Raw genomic sequence first — 1,040 nt, 5'->3', positions numbered from 1 at the left:
GAAAAGGCCGGTGCTGAACGGGACGCCGGGTTGCCCCGGGCCGCCGGTGAGGAACAGCAGCACTCCTCGGGGCGCGTCCGCGTTGTTCGCGGTGGCGACCTGGAGTTTCAGCGTGCCGCGGGTGCGGCCGCGATGGTCGAGCGGAACGGTCAACGTCGAGCAGGTGAACCGCGCGTCGTGCGCGCAAGGCCGAGGGTTCTCGAGCCGCGGGCCCGCGGCGACGGCGGTGGCCGGTCCGGCGAGTCCGGCCGACAGGGCGACGATCGCGGCGAGGACGAGCGTTTTCGATCGCATGGACCGATTCTGACCAGGTCCGTTCGGTGCCACGCGAGGTTTCACCCAAGTTGCTCCGGTCGGACGACCCTGAGGCGGAACCGGGGAAAAGCCCGGATGGCCAGAGCGCCGGCCGCCCCTAACGTCGTGATCATGATCCGACGGATGCTGCTGACGCTGCTCGCCGGCGCGGCGGTCTTGCTCGTGCCCTGGACGGTCTACCTCGCGCACACGCTGCCCGACCGGTACGACACCGGCCAGTGGCGCACGGCCTGGGTCGGCTTCGACGTCGCGCTTTTGCTGTGTTTCGCGGCCGGGGCGTGGCTCGGGTTGCGCCGCCGCCGGGCGGCCGTTCCGCTGCTGTCCGCCACGGCCGCGATGCTGTGCTGCGACGCGTGGTTCGACGTCATGCTCGGCTGGACGTCGTCGGAGCGGTGGGCCAGTGTCGCGCTCGCCGCCTTCGTCGAGATCCCGGTCGCAGTCCTGCTGGCCCTGGCCGCGAGGCGGCTGCTGAGCACCGCGATGCCGAAGCGGCCGGTGACCCTGCGAGACATCGCGATGCGTGAGGATCCGCGATTTCAGCGGGTGACGCGGGAGCTTCCCGCGGGCCCCGAGGAGATCGCGCGCCGGACGGGCCTCGCGCGCGCCGAGGTCACCGAATGCCTGAAAACACTGGAGGACACCGGGTTCGTCCGGAAGGACCGCAAGGGGGCGTGGATCTCGATCCCGCAAGACCTGCGTGAGCCGAGGCCGGACGACTACGACGG

Annotated in this window: 1 protein-coding gene and 1 pseudogene; one reads left to right on the top strand and one right to left on the bottom strand. The window is 71.2% G+C overall.

Annotated elements, in window-relative coordinates:
• Positions 1-294 (bottom strand): annotated as a pseudogene (locus CFP71_RS42330) (alpha/beta fold hydrolase); the annotation flags it as partial.
• A 132-nt stretch (positions 295-426) separates the two neighbouring features.
• On the opposite strand from CFP71_RS42330, the gene CFP71_RS42325 reads away from it, so the two are divergent.
• On the top strand, positions 427-1,040 hold a 614-nt coding region (locus CFP71_RS42325), incomplete at its 3' end, for a helix-turn-helix domain-containing protein (protein ID WP_093939447.1).

This window comes from Amycolatopsis thailandensis (assembly GCF_002234405.1).
Classification (GTDB): domain Bacteria; phylum Actinomycetota; class Actinomycetes; order Mycobacteriales; family Pseudonocardiaceae; genus Amycolatopsis; species Amycolatopsis thailandensis.
Note: the sequence above shows the minus strand (reverse complement) of the source record. Positions and strands in the feature narration are given on the sequence as shown.